Below are 12,440 nucleotides of genomic sequence, written 5' to 3'. Positions count from 1 at the left end.
GGTCATACCTTGTAACGAAACCTGAGTTTGGGGGACACCTGATGGACATCGCCCGCGCGCTCCGGCCCGGCGACGGGGACTCGGTGGCGATCCCCGGCTTCGGGGCCACGTTCAAGCTGGAGAGCCGGGACAGCGGCACCGTCGCCATCGTCGAGCACCCCTTCGCCGTCGGCACGATCACCGCCCCGCACCGGCACACCCGCGAGGACGAGCACTCCTTCGTGCTGGCCGGCCAGATCGGCTTCCGCTCCGACGACACGGAGGTCGTGCTCGGCCCCGGCGGCTTCATCACCAAGCCCCGCGGCCAGATGCACGCGATGTGGAACGCCGGCGACCAACCCGGCCGCATCCTGGAAGTCATTGCCCCCGGCGGCTTCGAGACCTACTTCCGCGAGCTGGCCGAGCTGCTGGTCTCGGTCACCCCGCCGCCCGGCACGTCACTGCACGAGACCGTCGAGTTCGCCGGCCTCGCCGCCCGATACGGCCTGACCTACGGCAACCCTGAGTGGCTGGACGACGTCGTCGCCCGCTACGGCTTGACGCCGCCCAGCCACTAGTCGTCACGGATAGCTCGTCACCGTGGAGGGAACGGTCGCGGTGCCGACAGTCGGCGGGCCGACGTCGTTGATCACGTGGTTGTACTCGCCGTCGCCGGCCAGGGAAACCACCGTGAGGTCGTGCATGCGGACGCCGGCGGTGACCGGGACCTCGAAGCCGTGGTCCTGGCGGATCGTCTTGTCGGCGGTGTAGTTGCAGTAGCTGCCCAGGCCCCAGGCTTCGTGGCTGGTGACCGAGTTCTCCACCTTGTACGCGGCGAAGCCCAGGGTCGGGCCGTTCTGCACGGCGGCCTGGTTGGGGGCGTCGTAGGCCTTCTCGTTCTGGAAGAAGAGGGTGCGGCCGCCGTTGCCGAACCAGTCGACGTCGTACTTCCTGAAGTGCTCGCTGAACAGGCCGGTGGCGAGAACGTTGTTGCCCCGCACCACAAGGCCGTAGTCGGCGGGGTTGTCGTTCCAGCCGACGCCGTCGCCGTGGTCGGCCCGCCACAGCCAGGTGTGGTCGACGACGGTGTCGTTGCTGTCGATCTCCATCGCCGTGCCGGCGGCAGCCTTGCCCGCGCCGCCCACGCGCACATAGACGTCCTGGATGACAGTGGGATCGTTGCCGTGACTGATGGTTGAGCCGGGAGCGCCGACCTGGATCATCTGCGGCGACGACACGGGCCCGGCGTCGAGCAGCAGCCCGGCGACGCGGACGCCGTCGACATCGCCGACCCGCAGCGGCACAACGCCGTTGTCAGGAACGATGGTCGCCTCGCCGAGACCGAGCACCACGGTGTCCGGCCGCGTGACGGCGATGGTCTGGTCGACGTGGTAGATGCCCGGCGTGAACAGGAGATTCAGGCCCTGCGCCAGCGCCGCGTTGATCGTCGCGGCGGTTGCGCCCGCCTTGACCACGTAGAACCGGCTCAGCGGCAGGGAAGTGCCGGGCGTGTGGCCGTTGGCCCAGGACACGCCGCGCGCGTTGGTCCGCTTCGACGGCACGAAAACGGCGTAGTTGCCGGTGTTGTCGAGGTAGAGGTACGGCTTCTCGACGGACACCGGCGTGGTGTCGAGGGTCGTGTAGGTCGGGTTCGGGAAACCCTGCGCGGGAGCGCCCTGCACGCCGGAGAACACCTGGTTCCACACGCCGTTGCTCCAGCCGCCGACGGAGCTGTCCCGCGTGTAGTACTGCTGCTGCGCGTAGTTGCCGACCTGTCCCGAGATCCGGCTGTCGGCGATGTAGCCGCCGCTGGCCCAGCCGTAGCTGGCGGAGTCCAGGTTCAGCCCGCCGTGCACGTCCATCCGCCGGAACGGGGCGGCCTGCGCGACCGCCCAGCGGTCGGTGCCGCTGACCGGGTTCAGCGCCATGTTCTCCGCTGAGCGCCAGAAGTTGAGCGTCGCGTTGCCGGCGTTCCAACCCGCGTCGACCGTGATGTCGCCGTTGACGGTGACGTCGTCCGGGTCCTGGCCGAGGCCGGAGATTGAGGTGTAGAAACCGATCTGCGCATTGATGTTGTTGTAGGCGCCCGGCTTGAGCAGGATCTGGTACCGGCCCGTGCCGAACTGGGCCGACTCCTGCCGCTGGAACACGGCGTCCAGCTGGCCCTGGATGTTCGGCGTCGACGGGTCGAAGACCAGCACGTTCGGGCCGAGGTCGCCGCCGCCCTGAACCGGCCCGGTGGAGCCGCCGCCGGTCGTGTGGACCTGGAATTCGTACACCGAGTAGCCGTAGCCGGTGGCGCGCTGGGTTCCGTAGAGCCGGACGTACCGCGCGTTTCCGGTCACCGTCAGGGTTTCCGTGCCGCCTGCGCCGGTGGTTGTGGAGTAGGCGGTGGTCCAGTTGCTGCCGTCCGTGGAGAGCTGGATCTGGTACGCCTTCGCGTACGCCGCCTCCCACTGGACGACCACCTGGCCGACGGCGTCCACCGCGCCCAGGTCGACCTGGAGCCACTGGGGATCCGCGGCCGCGCTGGACCATCGGGTGGTGGCGTCGCCGTCGACCGCCGCCGACGCTGGCGTGCCGCCGTTTTCCTGGCTGGAGGCAGTGGCCGTCTTGCCCTGGGACAGCGGCGTTCCAGCCGCGTGCGCCGGGCCCGCCGACACCGCCACCGTCAGGCCGACCAGCACCGACAGCAGTACACCTAGGGCACGCGGTCCCGACCGCGCTGACACATGCATGGGGACGCTCCTGGGAGTGGGGAACAGGGAACGGAGCCGGAGCGCCCGGCGGGTTCCAGGTTCGGAGAGCGCTCTCCCGAAGCATGTTCCACGGACGTTTCGACGGTGTCAATGGTGTGGTCGACGGTGGGGCAGACGGGATGAAACAGCCATAACGGCCAATTGAGAGAGCGCTCTCCGGGGGCTGGATAAGGGGGTGGAGAAGGACGAGGGGGAGCGGAGAGGGGATGGGAGACAGGAAAGCGAAGGGAGGGAGGTAAGTGGAAGGAGGGGAGATGGGGCGGAGGAGAGGAAGCGGCGGACGGGAGCGTGCGGAGGAAAGAGAGAGGAGAAGTCGCTCGGCTGTCGGTCGGGGAGGCCGCCGTGGCCAAGCACGTCGGCAACATCTTCGGGAAGCTGGGCCTGACCGCGGCCGACGGGCGCCGCCGGGTGCTGGCCGTGCTGGCCTACCTGGGCGGCCCGTGACCACTGCTCCACCCGGGCGATGACGAGAACACTCTCTGTGTCTTTCATTCGCCTCCGTTTGATCACGATCCAGGTACGGTGGGCACTCCCGGCAGCGGTTCGGCGGCGGCGGGTGACATCCTCGTCGGTGCGGCCGACGCGGCGATGACCAGGAAGAAGGAAGGCTCGTTAGGTGGTTCCACAGGACCTCAGGTACACCCGTGAGCACGAGTGGGTGCAGGTGACGGCGCCGGGCACGGTGCGCATCGGCATCACCGGCTACGCCCAGCAGCAGCTCGGCGACGTGGTGTTCGTCCAACTGCCCGATCTCGGCGCGCGGGTCGCCGCCGGTCAGACGCTGGGCGAGGTGGAGTCCACCAAGAGCGTGTCCGACCTCTACGCGCCGGTCGACGGCGAGGTCAGCGCCCGCAACGACGAGCTGGACGGGACCCCGGAGCTGATCAACTCCGACCCCTACGGCGAGGGCTGGCTGGTCGAGTTGGCGGTGGCCGACGCGACCGCCGTCGAGGCGCTGCTGACGCCGGCCGACTACACGGAACTCACGGAGCAGGGCTGATGTCGATCTTCCAGAAGCTCTTCGGCTGGTTGGGGAGCCGCCAGGGGCGCGATCAGTCCAGCACGGTAGGTTTGAGCGGTCCCGAAGGATCCACCAGCAGGAGGCGAGCTCAGGTGAGCACGAACGACGGGCCCGGTGTTCCGCCGGAGCAGTCCCCGGAGCGGACCACTGTCTTCCGGGCAGACTTCCTCACCGACGCCGAGGGTGTCGAGGCCCCTGTCCAGGAGCCGGCGGTCGCCGGTGTCGACGCACTGCCGGCCGGGTCGGCCCTGCTGGTGGTCAAGCGCGGTCCCAACGCCGGTTCGCGCTTCCTGCTCGACCAGGACACCACGAGCGCGGGTCGGCACCCCGACAGCGACATCTTCCTCGACGACGTCACGGTCTCCCGCCGGCACGCCGAGTTCCGGCGTGAGGGCGGCGAGTTCGTGGTGATCGACGTGGGCAGCCTGAACGGCACCTACGTCAACCGCGAGCCGGTCGACCAGGCCGTGCTGGCCAACGGCGACGAGGTGCAGATCGGCAAGTTCCGCCTGGTGTTCCTCACCGGCCCGGGAGCCGGGGGTCAGGGGGGCCAGTGACGGCGGCCGGGCGGCCACAGCGCGACGGGCTGAGCATCGGGGCGGTGCTGGCGCAGCTGCGCCCCGAGTTCCCGGACGTGACCATCTCCAAGATCCGGTTCCTCGAGTCGGAGGGGCTGCTGCGCCCGGCGCGTTCGCCGTCGGGCTACCGGCAGTTCACCGAGACGGACGTGGACCGGCTCCGCTATGTGCTGGCCGCCCAGCGCGATCACTACCTGCCGCTGAAGGTGATCAAGCAGCAGCTCGACGCGGCATCCGACCCCGACCAGCCGGCTCGCGCCCTGGTCGGGGTCGATCGCTTACCCACGCCAGAGGACTTCGCCGCCGGCCACGAGGTGCGGATGACCCGTGAGGAACTCTTCGACGAGACCGGCATCGATCAGCGGCTGCTGACCGAGTTGGAGAACTACGGCCTGGTCCGGTCCGGCGCGGCCGGCTTCTACGACTCCGACGCCATGCTGGTCGCCCGCATCGTGGTGGCCATGGGGGAGTTCGGCATCGAGCCCCGCCACCTGCGCACCTTCAAGGTGTCGGCGGACCGCGAGGTGGGGCTGCTGCACCAGATCGTCGGCCCGATGTACCGGCACCGCGACCCGGACGCGCGGGAGCGGGCGGACGAGATCGTCCGCGAGCTGGCGTCGCTCTCGGTTGCGCTCCATACACTTCTGGTCAAGACCGGCCTGCGCGGCGTGGCCGGCGGGTGATCTTGGCTACGGTCCGCCCGCAAGCGTCGTGCCCGCATGGCGGGTAGCGTTGAAACAGTCCGTGGGGGATCCTCGTAGGTGCGGGGACGCCGAGGTTCAGCCCGCTGAGGGAGGCGATACCCGATGAGCGAGATGCGCGTCGTCGGAGTTCGGGTCGAGCTGCCCGCGAACAGCCCGATCCTGTTGCTGCGCGAGACCGATGGGGACCGCTACCTCCCGATCTGGATCGGGAACGCGGAAGCCACCGCCATCGCCATCGAGCAGCAGGGTGTGCGGCCGGCCCGGCCGCTGACCCATGACCTGCTCAAAGAGGTGATCGCCGCGCTCGGCCGGGAGCTGACCCAGGTCCGCATCACCGACCTGCAGGAAGGCACCTACTTCGCCGAGCTGGTGTTCGACGGCGGAATCAAGGTCTCCGCCCGACCAAGTGACTCGGTGGCGCTCGCGCTGCGCGCGGGTGTGCCCATCCACGCCGAGGAGTCCGTGCTGGCCGAGGCCGGCCTCGTCATCCCGGACGAGCAGGAGGACGAGGTCGAGAAGTTCCGCGAGTTCCTGGACTCGGTCTCACCCGAGGATTTCCGCGGAGCCGAGCAGTAGGCGCGGAGCAGTAGGCAACGTCAGCTTTTCGCACCTGAGTAGCTCACTTGGCCCCTGAAGCCAAGTGAGCTACTCAGGTGCGTGTTGGGGGTTGGCGCGTGAGTCAAGTGAGCCACTCAGGTGCGGCGCTGGGGTCACTTGGGCCACTCAGGTGCGGGACAAGCCCGACTTTCGGGGGCGGCGGGGTCACGGGGCAGGCTCTAGGGTGTCCCGATGATCTCCAGTCGGGTTCTCGCGATCGCCGCCGCCGCTGCCGTGCTGTGCCTGTCCGGGGTCGTCTCGGCCAGCGCCGCGCCCACCGTGAACACGCTTGACGTGCCCGTGAAGCCCAAGGCCGCGCCGACCGCGCCGGCGGCCAACCCGGCCTGTGTCTACACCAAGGCGGTGCCGGCCGACAGATTCAAGGGCCTGCCCAGCTTCGACCCGGTCAAGGCGGCCAAGCCATACACCGCCCGCCTCATCACCGACCAGGGCCTGATCACCTTCCAGGCGTTGACCGACAAGGCGCCGTGCACCACCAACTCGTTCCGTTTCCTGGCCGAGCACAACTACTATGATCTCACGCACTGTCACCGCCTGGTCACCCAGCGGATCTTCGTGTTGCAGTGCGGCGACCCCACCGGCACCGGCAGCGGCGGCCCCGGCTACTCGTTCCCGGACGAGAACCTGACCGGCGCCACCTACCCGGCCGGCACGGTGGCGATGGCGAACGCCGGCCCGAGCACCAACGGCTCCCAGTTCTTCTTCTGCACCGAGGACACCAAGCTGTCCCCGAACTACACCCCGTTCGGACGAGTCACCGGCGGCCAGGACGTGCTGCGCAAGATCGCGGCCGGCGGCGAGGACGACCAGAACAGCACCGGCGACGGCTTTCCCAACCTGCCCGTCGACATCCTGCACGTGCAGATCTCGGGCCGCTGACCACCTACTGTCAACTTTGTTCTCGGTTCAGTGACACGCAGTCGTCACCGTGACGACCGACTCCACATGACGGTTCCGCCACTCCGCGCGTCGCGTTGACCCGTCCCATGGGCGGACTTACCGTCAGAGGGGAGTCGGTCGTGGCGGTGTGAACCCCCATCGTTGCGGCCTTGTGACCGACGGTTCCCCGTAAGGAGGACCGTCGGTTCCGGTCGCCGGTCGTCAGGCCGGTCGAGGGGAGGCTGTCGTGGTGGAGGGTGCGCCCGCGCACGCCGGCGCCGGTGAACAGGGCGCCCTGTTCCCGGACGCGTCGGTGCCCGACGAGCTCGTCGGCTATCGGGGGCCCGCCGCGTGCCAGATCGCCGGGATCACCTACCGGCAGCTGGACTACTGGGCGCGCACCGACCTGGTCGCGCCGACGATCCGCAGCGCGCACGGCTCGGGCAGCCAGCGGCTGTACTCGTTCAAGGACCTGCTGGTGCTCAAGGTGGTCAAACGGCTGCTGGACACCGGCGTCTCGCTGCAGAACATCCGGGTCGCGGTGGACCACCTGCGCCGCCGCGGCGTCGCCGACCTGGCCCGGATCACGCTGTTCAGCGACGGCACGACCGTATACGAGTGCACCTCGCCGGAGGAGGTCGTCGACCTGCTGCAGGGCGGCCAGGGCGTGTTCGGCATCGCGGTCAGCGGGGCCATGCGGGAGATCAGCGGCACCATCCACGAGTTCCAGGCCGAGCGGGCCGACGGCGTCGAGCTGGAGCCGCAGGGCGAGGACGAGCTCACGCACCGTCGCCGGACCCGTCGGACCGGTTGAGGGGCGCACGACCCCGAGCGGACCTGAGAGCCTGGTCCGGGACGTGATCGAGATGACACGCGGCGACCGAACTCTGGGACTGGTAACTCGGCCGGGGTAAACTCGCCGGCGTAGTCGTTCATCCCGTGCGGGAGAGTCCGGGCCGGTGACCAGCCGGTTCGGCGCCGAAGGAGCAAATCCTCCCCGGAACCTCTCAGGCCCCAGGACCGCACGGGACAGACGCCTCTGGAAAGAGGGCGCGGGGTGACAGCCGCCGCCCCGCCGACGGTGCAAGCCCACGTGTGTGGGTGAAGCTCTCAGGTGCCCGTCACGGGCGGGGACAGAGGGGGAGGGCAAACGGCCCGCGCCCGTATGCCCGACGCCCCGGAGGCCCGACGCATGACGACTGACCGCATTCCCCTTGCCGCGCTCGAGCACGGCACGCCCTTCGCGGACCGCCACGTCGGTCCCCGTGCCGCGGAGCTCGGCAAGATCCTGGACGTGATCGGCGTCGGCTCGCTGGAGGAGCTGGCCCAGCGCGCGGTGCCGTCGGCCATCCGCAGTGACGCGCTCACGCTGAGCCTGCCGGCCCCGGCCACCGAGACCGGGGCGCTGGCCGAGCTGCGGGCCCTGGCCGACCAGAACCGGCCGATGACCCAGATGATCGGCCTCGGCTACTACGGCACGATCACCCCGGGTGTCATCCTGCGCAACGTGCTGGAGAGCCCGGCCTGGTACACCGCCTACACGCCGTACCAGCCGGAGATCTCCCAGGGCCGGCTGGAGGCGTTGCTCAACTTCCAGACCATGGTCGGCGACCTGACCGGGCTGCCGGTGGCCAACGCCTCGATGCTGGACGAGTCGACCGCCGCCGCCGAGGCGATGACCCTGGTCCGCCGGGCCGGCAAGGCCAAGTCGAACAAGTTCGTGGTCGACGCGGACACGCTGCCGCAGACCATCGCCGTGATCGAGACCCGGGCCGAGCCGCTGGGCATCGAGGTCGTGGTGGCCGACCTGTCGCAGGGCATCGAGGGTCTGGGCCTGGGCGGCGACTTCTTCGGCGCGCTGCTGTCCTACCCGGGCGCCTCGGGCGTCATCCGCGACCACGAGTCGGTGATCGCCGAGATCCACGCCGCCGGCGCGGCCGCGGTCGTCGCGGCCGACCTGCTGGCCCTGACCCTGCTGCGCGCCCCCGGCGAGATCGGCGCGGACGTCGCCGTCGGCACCACGCAGCGGTTCGGCGTGCCGATGGGCTTCGGTGGCCCGCACGCCGGCTACATGGCCGTGCGCAAGGGTTTCGAGCGGCAGCTGCCGGGCCGGCTGGTGGGCGTGAGCGAGGACGCCGACGGCAACCGGGCCTACCGGTTGGCGCTGCAGACCCGTGAGCAGCACATCCGCCGCGAGAAGGCGACCAGCAACATCTGCACCGCGCAGGTGCTGCTGGCCGTGATCGCCTCCATGTACGCCGTCTACCACGGCCCCGAGGGTCTGCGGGCGATCGCCACCCGGGCCCACCGGATGGCCACCGTGCTGGCCGCCGGCCTGTGCGAGGGCGGCGTGAACGTCGTGCACGGCGAGCTGTTCGACACCGTGCTGGCCGAGGTGCCGGGGCAGGCCGCCGAGATCGTGGCCAAGGCCCGGGAACTGGGCGTGAACCTGCGCCTGGTCGACGGCGACCACGTCGGCGTGGCCTGCGACGAGACCACCACCCGTCAGCACCTTTCCCTGGTGTGGCAGGCCTTCAGCGTTACGGTGTCCGATGTGGACGGTCTGGACGCGGACACCGCCGACGGCATCCCGCCGGCCCTACGCCGCACCTCCGAGTTCCTCACGCACCCGGTGTTCCATCAGCACCGCTCCGAGACCTCGCTGCTGCGCTACCTGCGTTCCCTGTCGGACAAGGACGTCGCGCTGGACCGGAGCATGATCCCGCTGGGCTCGTGCACCATGAAGCTCAACGCCACCACCGAGATGGAGGCCGTCACCTGGCCCGAGTTCTCGCAGCTGCACCCGTTCGCGCCGGCCGAGGACGCGGCCGGGCTGCTGACCGTGGTCAAGGACCTGGAGCAGTGGCTGGCCGAGATCACCGGCTACGACGCGGTCTCCTTGCAGCCCAACGCCGGCAGCCAGGGCGAGTTCGCCGGCCTGCTGGCCATCCGGGCCTACCACCGGTCGCAGGGCCACGGTGAGCGGGACGTCTGCCTGATCCCGGCCAGCGCGCACGGCACCAACGCCGCCAGCGCGGTGATGGCCGGCATGCGCGTCGTGGTGGTGAAGTGCGACGAGCAGGGCAACATCGACCTGGACCACCTGCGGTCCACCGTCGCCGAGCACCGCGCCGACCTGGCCGCGATCATGATCACGTACCCGTCCACGCACGGCGTGTACGAGGACACCGTGCGCGAGGTCTGCGGCCTGGTGCACGACGCCGGCGGCCAGGTGTACGTGGACGGGGCCAACCTGAACGCGCTGATCGGCCTGGCCCAGTACGGGAAGTTCGGCTCCGACGTCTCGCACCTGAACCTGCACAAGACGTTCTGCATCCCGCACGGCGGCGGCGGCCCCGGCGTCGGCCCGATCGGCGTGCGGGCGCACCTGGCGCCGTTCCTGCCCAACCACCCGCTGCAGCCGGAGGCCGGCCCGGCCACCGGTGTCGGCCCGATCAGCGCCGCCCCGTGGGGCAGCGCCTCGATCCTGCCGATCTCGTGGGCGTACGTGCGGATGATGGGGGCCGACGGCCTGCGCCGGGCCACCCTGACCGCCGTCGCGGCGGCCAACTACGTGGCTCGCCGGCTCGACGAGTACTTCCCGGTGCTCTACGTCGGCGAGGGCGGTTTCGTGGCCCACGAGTGCATTCTCGACCTGCGCGGCATCACCAAGGCCACCGGCGTGACCGTGGACGACGTGGCCAAGCGGCTGGCCGACTACGGCCTGCACGCGCCGACCATGTCCTTCCCGGTGGCCGGCACGCTGATGGTGGAGCCGACCGAGAGCGAGGACCTGGCCGAGCTGGACCGCTTCTGCGACGCCATGATCGCCATCCGGCGGGAGATCGACCGGGTCGGCTCGGGCGAGTGGCCGGTGGAGGACAACCCGCTGCGCAACGCCCCGCACACCGCCGCCTGCCTGACCGAGCAGGAGTGGAAGCACCCGTACACCCGGCACGAGGCCGTCTTCCCGGCCGGTGTCGGCGCGCCCAAGGTCTGGCCGCCGGTGCGGCGCATCGACGGCGCCAAGGGCGACCGCAACCTGGTCTGCTCCTGCCCGCCGCTGGAGGCGTACCAGAACTGAGAGGTCACGCTGGGAAGGCGGCTTTCCCCGCGTTCAACGCGGGGAAAGCCCCCTTTCCAGCAGCAGACACCGAGGGGGGAACGATGTCCTATCCAGAGATCCGGTATGACGGCGAGGGTGGCGAGGCGAGCGCCTGGATCCGCCCCGCCGCCACCCCGGCCGACCTGACCGGCAACTCCGGCACCAGCTTCAGCTACCTGGCCACCGGGGCGCAGACCGGCGGCGACTTCGGGCTGTACCGGCTGGACATGCCGCCGCGGACCCGGGGCGCGGGGGACCACTTCCACCGCACCATCACCGAGTCCTTCTTCGTGCTCTCGGGCACGGTGAAGCTGTTCAACGGCGAGAAGTGGGTGGACGGGCGGGAAGGCGACTTCCTGCACGTCCCGCCGGGCGGCCGGCACGGCTTCCACAACGAGTCCGACGACCCGGTGTCGATGCTGCTGCTGTTCACCCCGGGCGCGCCGCGCGAGGCGTACTTCGAAGGCCTGAAGACGGTGGGGGAGTTGCCGGAGCACGAGCGGCTGGAATTCTTCCTCAAGCACGACAACAACTTCACGAGCTGACGCGACGCCAGGCGGGCACCCACGCCTGGCGTCACTCTCGGCTCAGCCGACCGGCGTCTGGTCGCCGCTGGGCAGCAGGTCGGCGTCGGTGGACCACAGATCGGCGCCGAACACCTCGAAGTTGATCCGCTCGGCCGGCATTCCCCTACGCAGCAACGAAGCGCGGACATCACGCATGAACGGCAACGGGCCGCACAGGTAGGCGGACGCGCCGGCGGGGAGCGGGATCTCGTCCGGACGCACCCGACCCGGGCGTGCGGTCGGGCCGGCCTCGTACTCGTAGTACCTGATGTGCTCGAAGCAATGCAGCCGCGCGCCGTACCGCAGCATGTGCCCGAGCAGCGCGTGCCGACCGGGTTCGCGCTCGGCGTGCACGGCCACCACCGAGCGAAGCGGCTGCTGCTCGGCGATGTGCTCGATCATCGCCGCCATCGGCGTGATGCCGATGCCGGCGCTGACCAGGAGCACCGGGGTCATGTCCTCGTCGAGTGTGAGGTCGCCGAACGGCCGGCTCACGGCGACCGTGTCGCCCGCGTCCAGCCGATCCGCGATGTGACACGACACGAGTCCGTCGGGAGTGCCGCGGACCGGGCGAACCGTGACACGCAGCGCGGAATGCCCGGTGGCGTGGGAAATCGTGTACTGACGGGCCTGCCGCCCGGCACCGGGCAGGTCGACCGCGACACTGACGTACTGCCCGGGCCGGTGCTCCGGCACGCGGCCGGATTCCGGGGCCAGCAACAGGGAGACGGCGTCGTGCGCCTCGATGTGCTTGCCGACCACCCGCCACGGCTCGTGCGGCTGCGCCGGGTCGACGCCCTGCTGTTGGTACAGACGGGTTTCCGCCGCGATGAGCCGGACGGCGAACAGCCAGAAGACCTCGTCCCAGGCGGTTTCCACCGCCGGCGTCACCGCCGGTCCCAAGACCTGCGCCACTGCCGCCATCAGGTGCCGGCTGACGATCGTGTACTGCTCGGGCCGGATGCTCAGCGAGGCGTGCTTGTGCGCGATGCGCCGCACCACCTGGTCGACATCCGTGCCGCCGATCAGACTGTGCGCGTAGGCGATCACCGCGCCGGCCAAGGCCCGCTGCTGGTCGCCGTTGGCCTGGTTGCCCCGGTTGAACAGGTCCAGCAGCGCCGGGTGCTCGGCGAACATGCTGGCGTAGAAGGTGGTGCTGATGTCGACCGCCGCCGCGCGGACGGCCGGCAGCGTCGCGGCCACGATCGTGGCCGATGACGAGGACAGCATC

11 protein-coding genes and 2 riboswitches are annotated in these 12,440 nt (G+C 70.1%); of the genes, 9 read left to right on the top strand and 2 right to left on the bottom strand.

Annotated features, from left to right (window positions below):
• Positions 1–41: 41 nt before the first annotated feature.
• The gene (locus JJ691_RS20135; protein WP_211770280.1) at positions 42–557 is read left to right on the top strand and encodes a cupin domain-containing protein; all 516 of its coding nucleotides are present in this window, start codon (positions 42–44) and stop codon (positions 555–557) included.
• Positions 558–560: 3 nt separating this feature from the next.
• Here the strand turns inward: JJ691_RS20135 and JJ691_RS52415 are convergent, their stop codons facing one another.
• A complete protein-coding gene (locus tag JJ691_RS52415) occupies positions 561–2,717 on the bottom strand; it encodes a discoidin domain-containing protein (protein WP_249228059.1) in 2,157 nt (718 codons plus the stop codon).
• 637 nt (positions 2,718–3,354) lie between these two features.
• Between JJ691_RS52415 and gcvH the strand changes: the two genes are divergently transcribed.
• The 8 genes from gcvH (at position 3,355) to JJ691_RS20085 (ending at position 11,188) form a co-directional block, all read left to right on the top strand.
• Positions 3,355–3,738 carry a glycine cleavage system protein GcvH gene (gene gcvH, locus JJ691_RS20120; protein ID WP_211770279.1) on the top strand — a complete coding sequence of 128 codons (384 nt, stop codon included), beginning with the start codon at positions 3,355–3,357 and terminating at the stop codon, positions 3,736–3,738.
• 113 nt (positions 3,739–3,851) lie between these two features.
• A complete protein-coding gene (gene garA / locus JJ691_RS20115; protein WP_211770278.1) occupies positions 3,852–4,316 on the top strand; it encodes a glycogen accumulation regulator GarA in 465 nt (154 codons plus the stop codon).
• Positions 4,313–5,020: a transcriptional regulator FtsR gene (gene ftsR, locus JJ691_RS20110; protein ID WP_211770277.1), complete on the top strand. Its 708-nt coding sequence runs from the start codon at positions 4,313–4,315 to the stop codon at positions 5,018–5,020. Before garA ends, ftsR begins: the two co-directional genes overlap by 4 nt.
• A gap of 123 nt (positions 5,021–5,143) precedes the next feature.
• Positions 5,144–5,617: a bifunctional nuclease family protein gene (locus tag JJ691_RS20105; protein WP_043715722.1), complete on the top strand. Its 474-nt coding sequence runs from the start codon at positions 5,144–5,146 to the stop codon at positions 5,615–5,617.
• 213 nt (positions 5,618–5,830) lie between these two features.
• Entirely contained in the window at positions 5,831–6,538 is a 708-nt protein-coding gene (locus JJ691_RS20100) for a peptidylprolyl isomerase (RefSeq protein ID WP_211770276.1), read from the top strand.
• A 247-nt stretch (positions 6,539–6,785) separates the two neighbouring features.
• Complete coding sequence (locus JJ691_RS20095; RefSeq protein ID WP_211770275.1) at positions 6,786–7,352, top strand: MerR family transcriptional regulator; 567 nt, start codon at positions 6,786–6,788, stop codon at positions 7,350–7,352.
• Between the two features lie 118 nt (positions 7,353–7,470).
• Positions 7,471–7,571, top strand: a riboswitch (glycine riboswitch).
• Positions 7,572–7,685, top strand: a riboswitch (glycine riboswitch).
• Positions 7,686–7,730: 45 nt separating this feature from the next.
• Positions 7,731–10,622 carry an aminomethyl-transferring glycine dehydrogenase gene (gene gcvP, locus JJ691_RS20090; RefSeq protein WP_211770274.1) on the top strand — a complete coding sequence of 964 codons (2,892 nt, stop codon included), beginning with the start codon at positions 7,731–7,733 and terminating at the stop codon, positions 10,620–10,622.
• Positions 10,623–10,705: 83 nt separating this feature from the next.
• Entirely contained in the window at positions 10,706–11,188 is a 483-nt protein-coding gene (locus tag JJ691_RS20085; RefSeq protein ID WP_211770273.1) for a cupin domain-containing protein, read from the top strand.
• A gap of 42 nt (positions 11,189–11,230) precedes the next feature.
• Here the strand turns inward: JJ691_RS20085 and JJ691_RS20080 are convergent, their stop codons facing one another.
• The gene (locus tag JJ691_RS20080; RefSeq protein ID WP_211770272.1) at positions 11,231–12,439 is read right to left on the bottom strand and encodes a globin domain-containing protein; all 1,209 of its coding nucleotides are present in this window, start codon (positions 12,437–12,439) and stop codon (positions 11,231–11,233) included.
• Between the last annotated feature and the right edge of the window lies 1 nt (position 12,440).

The sequence above is a fragment of the Kutzneria sp. CA-103260 genome, from assembly GCF_018263855.1.
Taxonomy (GTDB): Bacteria; Actinomycetota; Actinomycetes; order Mycobacteriales; family Pseudonocardiaceae; genus Kutzneria.
Note: the sequence above shows the minus strand (reverse complement) of the source record. Positions and strands in the feature narration are given on the sequence as shown.

Excerpts from the sequence above, each read along its gene's own strand:
- JJ691_RS20080 (WP_211770272.1), bottom strand. The coding sequence starts at position 12,439 with ATGCTGTCCTCGTCATCGGCCACGATCGTGGCCGCGACGCTGCCGGCC.
- JJ691_RS52415 (WP_249228059.1), bottom strand. The coding sequence starts at position 2,717 with ATGCATGTGTCAGCGCGGTCGGGACCGCGTGCCCTAGGTGTACTGCTG.
- JJ691_RS20085 (WP_211770273.1), top strand. The coding sequence starts at position 10,706 with ATGTCCTATCCAGAGATCCGGTATGACGGCGAGGGTGGCGAGGCGAGC.
- JJ691_RS20105 (WP_043715722.1), top strand. The coding sequence starts at position 5,144 with ATGAGCGAGATGCGCGTCGTCGGAGTTCGGGTCGAGCTGCCCGCGAAC.
- gcvP (WP_211770274.1), top strand. The coding sequence starts at position 7,731 with ATGACGACTGACCGCATTCCCCTTGCCGCGCTCGAGCACGGCACGCCC.
- JJ691_RS20135 (WP_211770280.1), top strand. The coding sequence starts at position 42 with ATGGACATCGCCCGCGCGCTCCGGCCCGGCGACGGGGACTCGGTGGCG.
- JJ691_RS20100 (WP_211770276.1), top strand. The coding sequence starts at position 5,831 with ATGATCTCCAGTCGGGTTCTCGCGATCGCCGCCGCCGCTGCCGTGCTG.